General features: G+C 60.2%; 3 protein-coding genes. 1 reads left to right on the plus strand and 2 read right to left on the minus strand.

The annotated features are described in order from the left end of the window. Positions 1 to 383: 383 nt before the first annotated feature. Complete coding sequence (locus tag J2Y41_RS22900) at positions 384 to 1,025, minus strand: GNAT family N-acetyltransferase (RefSeq protein WP_309931993.1); 642 nt, start codon at positions 1,023 to 1,025, stop codon at positions 384 to 386. Positions 1,026 to 1,258: 233 nt separating this feature from the next. Beyond that, entirely contained in the window at positions 1,259 to 2,755 is a 1,497-nt protein-coding gene (locus J2Y41_RS22905) for a pyridoxal-dependent decarboxylase (protein WP_309931995.1), read from the minus strand. A gap of 1,028 nt (positions 2,756 to 3,783) precedes the next feature. Between J2Y41_RS22905 and aqpZ the strand changes: the two genes are divergently transcribed. Continuing rightward, positions 3,784 to 4,530 carry an aquaporin Z gene (aqpZ, locus tag J2Y41_RS22910; RefSeq protein WP_309931996.1) on the plus strand — a complete coding sequence of 249 codons (747 nt, stop codon included), beginning with the start codon at positions 3,784 to 3,786 and terminating at the stop codon, positions 4,528 to 4,530. Positions 4,531 to 5,650: the final 1,120 nt, after the last annotated feature.

Raw genomic sequence — 5,650 nt, forward strand, 5'->3', positions numbered from 1 at the left:
ACGATGGAAGCCGGCCCTGAACGCCTTCGCCATCAGCTTCGACGGAAGAATCAACTAAATGCCAACCGTGGATCCACCGAAAATCGGACAGTCCCTGGCCCACGAAATGGACCTGCCCAAGGCCGTTCTCCGTCGCGCTCAAACCACCCACCCGCACCGGGAAACCGGTCTCGGGTAAGGGTGTGAGCGGGGCAGGTTCTGACGGGGAGGTGCGGGCGGATACTTGTGATCTTTGGTACCCGCACCTCCCGTCGAGAAATGTTAGTGAACCTTGGCCAGGTGAGGCCGAGGTGGAGAGGGCGTGGTCTCGCGGGATCGGCCCGGTGAGCCCTCGAGTCTTGTCGCGAGCGGGTGCTCTCATTCGAGTTTAAGCAGATTTTGTGTCAGGTGTGGGCGGTTGGCGTGGGTGGCCGCCAGAGCGAAAACATGTCGGAGTCGTAACCAGTCACCGTGATGGGTGCCCCGGTTATGCGTAGGCCTATCCGGTCCCACAGCCGGGCGTTCCGCTCACAGGAGGCCTCGGCGTAGCAGGGCAGTCCCACGAGATCAGCGAATTCGAATGCGTTCTGAAGCATGCGGGTGCCAAGACCTTTGCTGCGGTGCTCGGGCTGGATGGCCCCCATGGCGAAGTAGATGTGGTCAACTGCCTCCGGGTGGCGGTCTGCGAAAACCTTGTCGAGGGCTGCGACCCGGTCGATGTAGGGGCCTGTGGCTTTGGCCACTCGACCTTTGAGGTCTTCATCTTGCTGGGCACCTTGCCACGCCGCCGAAGGCATGGCTACGAGGGCAGCGACTGCGTCGCCGGTGGTCCACACGTAGCCGTGTTCCAGCGCGAAGTCGGTGTAGCACGCGAACCAGCCGCCGGCGTGGTGGGCGTAGGTTTCCGGGTCCGGGAACAACCACCCGCCAACGAGGACGTCATCGGAAAAGCCGGCCGTAAGAGCGGCAATAACATTGTCCCGGTCCAAGGTCGTAGCCTGGCGAAAAGTGTGGGATGCGTCCTTTGTTGCTGTTGTCACGGTCATGACTGGTCGTGTCCTTCCTGGTGGGGTTGCGGTGACGGTAGATAGGGGGGCGCGTCTGTGGCATGTCATTCCTTGTCCCGTCAGTTGAAATGAGCGCTTTCTGTACTCGTGGTAGGTGCCGGGAGCTGGGTCGGATAGCAGCCACTGGTCGACGGTTAAGTGGGCAGAGAAGTCCGTGTTCTGAGTTCCTTTTTCCCCGTCTGCTCCCGTTGGGTTCTTCGTCTCTGTCATGGTCAGCCGTGAGTCTGTGCTTGGTTGATGATGTTGCGATGGTTGGTGACCACGGTTTGCGTTGCCCGGGCCATGTTCCCTTGATGGATGAGGCGGCGGTGGTGGGAGAGTAGTGAGGCGGCGGCCCTGTCTATGTCGTCGTCAGTGGTGGCCCAGTTCAGGACGGCGAGTCGGAGGATTTTCTGGTCGTTGTATCGGCTGGTCTGGGCCCAGCCGATGCCCTCCTCCTGGAAGGCATCGGCGACGTTCTGGGTGTGGACGTCGCTGTGGTTGGCAGGGTGGTGGAACCTGACGGCTATCTGGTTGAGCGTGATGTCGTTGACGATTTCGACGCCCGGTTCAGTGGCTAGTTGGAGGGCGAAGTGTTTGGCTTGTTCACAGTGGCGTTCAACCATCCGGGCCACACCGTCCTTGCCGAGATGCTTTAGGGCGGCCCAGATAGGGATGACTCGGGAGCGTGTGGACATTCCAAGGCCCCAGTCAAGTGGGTGCCGTTCTTGTGGCTGGTCGTATTGAAGGTAGTCGGGGGACATTGCCAGTGCTGCGCGGTGGGCGTCCTTGTCGGCGATGAACGCTATTCCGCTGTCGTAGGGGACGTTGAGCCATTTGTGGGCATCGGTGGACCAGGAGTCGGCGCTCTCAAGTCCGGAGAAGAGTGTCTGCCGCATCTCTGTTGCCGCGGCCCAGAGTCCGAAGGCTGCGTCGAGATGGACCCAGCCGCCTGCTGCATGGACGCGCTCACACAAGGGCTGGAGGAACTCGATCGCTCCGGTGTTGATTTCACCGACCTGCCCACACACGATCAGAGGACTTCCTGCGGCTTCTTCCAACGCCTTGTCGAGGGCATCGGGAAGGATCCTGCCTTCGCGGTCAGTGCTGATTTTTAGGAGGTTGCCGGCCAGGCCCAGGACATTCAGGGCGCGAAGGACGGATGCGTGGATCTTCTCGTTGGCCAGCACAGTGATTGTCGGTGCTGCCTGAATACCCCGTTCGCGGACGTCCCAGCCATGACGTTCGAGTACGGCATACCTGGCGGCGGTGAGACCGAGGATGTTGGCGTAACTGCAGCCGGGGGTAAATGCCACGGATGTCCCCGCCGGCAGTTCGAACAGATCCACCAGCCACTCGGAGCAGATTTCCTCCAAGGTGCTGGTGAGCGGGGACATGCCGGAGATCACCCCGCACTGGTCCCAGACACTGGTCAGCCAGTCTGCGGCGACGGCGACGGGCAGCGCCCCGCCGACCACATAGCCGAAATAGCGGGGACTTCCGCTCGGGCAAATCCCAAGTTGGCCGCCGCGTATGAGGGTTTCCAGGACCTTCTCGCCCGGCGTTGAAGTCAAGGGAAGCGAACCGCCCAGAACTTCCTGCAGCACGGTCCGGGTATCGGGTACCCGCACACGCCGGTACGGCAGACCATCATAAAAGCCCAGTGCTTCTTCAAGCACCATGGGCAAAAGGTCCCGGTAGCCATCAGCGCTGTTCGTAAAAGCACTCATTCTTCCTCCATCTGCACCCACGATTCCTTGCCAGAGCACACCAAATAGACCCTGCGGCAAGAAATGTTTTTGTCATTTGTTAAAGCGAAGGAACATGAATCCTGAAAATCCCTAGCGGAAAACTTCATGTTCTGATGCTGGAACATTACGAGCGGCGAGACTAGCCAGTCAATAAGAAAATTGATGAAAAATTGAGCATGGAAGAGCGTCACGAATCTTGTAGTTACCGGTCAACAGAACGTGAGCTTCGGCTCAAATGCGCTTCGGAAGGCCGGCCGTTCCCTCACCAACCGGCTCCTAACTTGAGCACGGCGATTTCTGGGATGGGAGGAAGAGGTCGAACGAGCCTAGGAATGGCGGAATTCCGGGGAACTTGCCGTCGTGGTGGGGAAAATCGCCAGCAAGCCCGGCGTGAGGGCTACCTCGCCAAAAGGCTTCGCCCCGGATCTTTCAGGCTGAGGCTGTAGAACCACCAGTCTGTGACGATTTGGCGTAATGAAACCAGCGGCAGATCGCGGGTGTGCCGACTTCGCGGAATGCCGAGAACTCTAATTGAGAGTTGACATTTAGATATCCATCCCTTCTTTCTCGAATGGCCTTTTCCCGTTTGTAAACTGACTCGGGCCACCTATTTCTGGAGGAATCGGACACCTACTGGGCTTCGATGCGTGTACTGCCGGCGTTGGGGCACATCTATGTGAAGCAGGGCGTGGCATACCGTTATTGGCATCTCCGTTTACGGGAACGTTGTGGGACGTGCAGGAGGCCTGAGGTGAGAACGTGCGATATAGATAGCGTGATGCGGGCCATGTAGGAGTGGGCTTAGAACGCTGATTAGCCCGTTGTGTACGCTGCTTGTCAGAAAGCGCCCGCCGATTCCAAGAGCCACCCAGCATCCGCGCCGCCCCCGCCCAGCAAAGGGCACGCGTTGCCAATAACAAATCCGGAGCCTCTAAACCCCGGCATCCTCCCGGGAAAATAGCCCGTCTATAGATACGGTTCTCTTACTCACCCTGAAAAGAAAAGAGTTGAACTTGCACAAATCATTCGCCTCCCGGCTTGGTGCCGAAGCTCTGGGTACGTTCGTTCTGGTCTTCGGAGGATGCGGCAGTGCCATATTCGCTGCCAAGGTCCTCGCTGAAAGTCCTGTCAATCTCGGCATCGGGTTCCTTGGTGTGGCCTTGGCCTTTGGCCTGAGCGTGCTCGTCATGGCGTACGCAGTGGGCCACATTTCAGGTGGCCATTTCAACCCCGCCGTGACAATCGGGGCGGCTCTGGCGGGCCGCGTCGAGTGGAAGGCGGTGGGCCCATACATCCTTACGCAGATCATTGCAGCGTCGATCGCGGGTCTGGCTTTGTTCGCCATCGCGTCGGGAAAGAACGGTTTCAACGCTGTAGACTCCGGCTTTGCGTCCAACGGTTACGGGGAGCGCTCCCCGGACGGGTATTCGATGGTTGCGGCTCTTCTGACCGAGGTCATACTGACTGCTGTATTCCTCTACATCATTCTCGGCAGTACTGATTCCAGGGCGCCGAAAGGTTTCGGGCCCATCGCCATCGGCCTAGGCCTGACGATGATTCATTTGGTGTCGATTCCCATTACGAATACGTCAGTGAATCCGGCGCGTTCACTTGGCGTTGCGTGGTTCGCTGGCGGGGAGGCGCTCGGACAAGTTTGGCTGTTCATTGTCGCCCCGATCGTCGGCGCAGCCATCGCCGGACTGTCGTACAAGATGCTCTTCCCAAATACGAAGGATGTCATTCTCGAGCGCTGACGTAGGCATCTTCGTGGATGATGTTGACCACCAGGTTCCAGGCGCCCCAAGGTTCCTCGCGTTTCCGTTTGGAAGCCATACAGGGCACATGCTCCCGAGGGGCGGGCAGGGCAGCGGATGGGGGTCTGGTGACCTTGGTTTGCACGCGAGACGGGTCAGGCCCCCATCGCCGTGATCTGCCCGAGGATCCACACAGATGGCAGCATCATTTTCAGAATTCGTCAGGCAGGGATTCATGACGGGCAAGGATCGGGCGGGGTGGTGTGGGACGTGCGAGGCATCAGATGGGGGCAGCCAGCTCTAGTGCCCAGCACGTCACTTTCCGTTAGCGGCCGACTAAGAGCCGCCCCCGGTGTGCAGGTGAACCGTCCCGGCGCCGACAGGGGGTCCGTGGGACGGGGCATTGGGCAACACATGTTACCTGCGCTTCTTTGACCGCTGGGTGGGCTGTTCCTGACGGAAACCCGCTAAATTTTGTTTGCCCGTGTTTGGCCCTTGGTCGGGAAAGCCTGGGCTTGGGTCCCGACGAGTTCACTGGCAGAGCTGGATCGCGCGGTAGCCGGCCAGCGCTCCGCGTATCTGGACCAGAGGTGCAGGACCCTATGGAGACCATGGCAAACTGTGCCATAGATGAGACCTGGCATTAGACGGGGCCGGGCGCGGGTGAATTGGACGGCCAGGCCCTGGCCGAGGCTGACACTCAGCACATGTCCGCCTCCGCCCAGGCGCCGTAGAACAGGCTGGTGGGGCTGCAAGGGCCCACCCGTCCGCCCGGCCGCTCGAAATGGGCAAACACTGCGGCCGGGATGTGCGGCAACGCCCATGGTGGAATGTGAACGCCCTCCCCAGCATCACCTAAGCCGCGACGCTGTAGAACGCGACGCGAGAACATGAGCGGGGAAACTATTCTGCCGAACTGCCTCATGGAAGAACCCACCAGCGCCCGCCCCGGCACTGGCAAAAGACTGGCTCGTTCAGGCGAGACAACACATGCCAGACGTGGGACCAACAAGGCGGGCGTCCCGTCCGCTTCGCTCCGTGGCCGGCTGTTGGGTGCTGCCGGTCCGTCGCGGGGCTCCTGCCCGTCATCACCTGGTGTGTCTACGACGTTTTGGCTGCT

The organism is Arthrobacter sp. 1088 (genome assembly GCF_031455315.1).
Classification (GTDB): domain Bacteria; phylum Actinomycetota; class Actinomycetes; order Actinomycetales; family Micrococcaceae; genus Arthrobacter.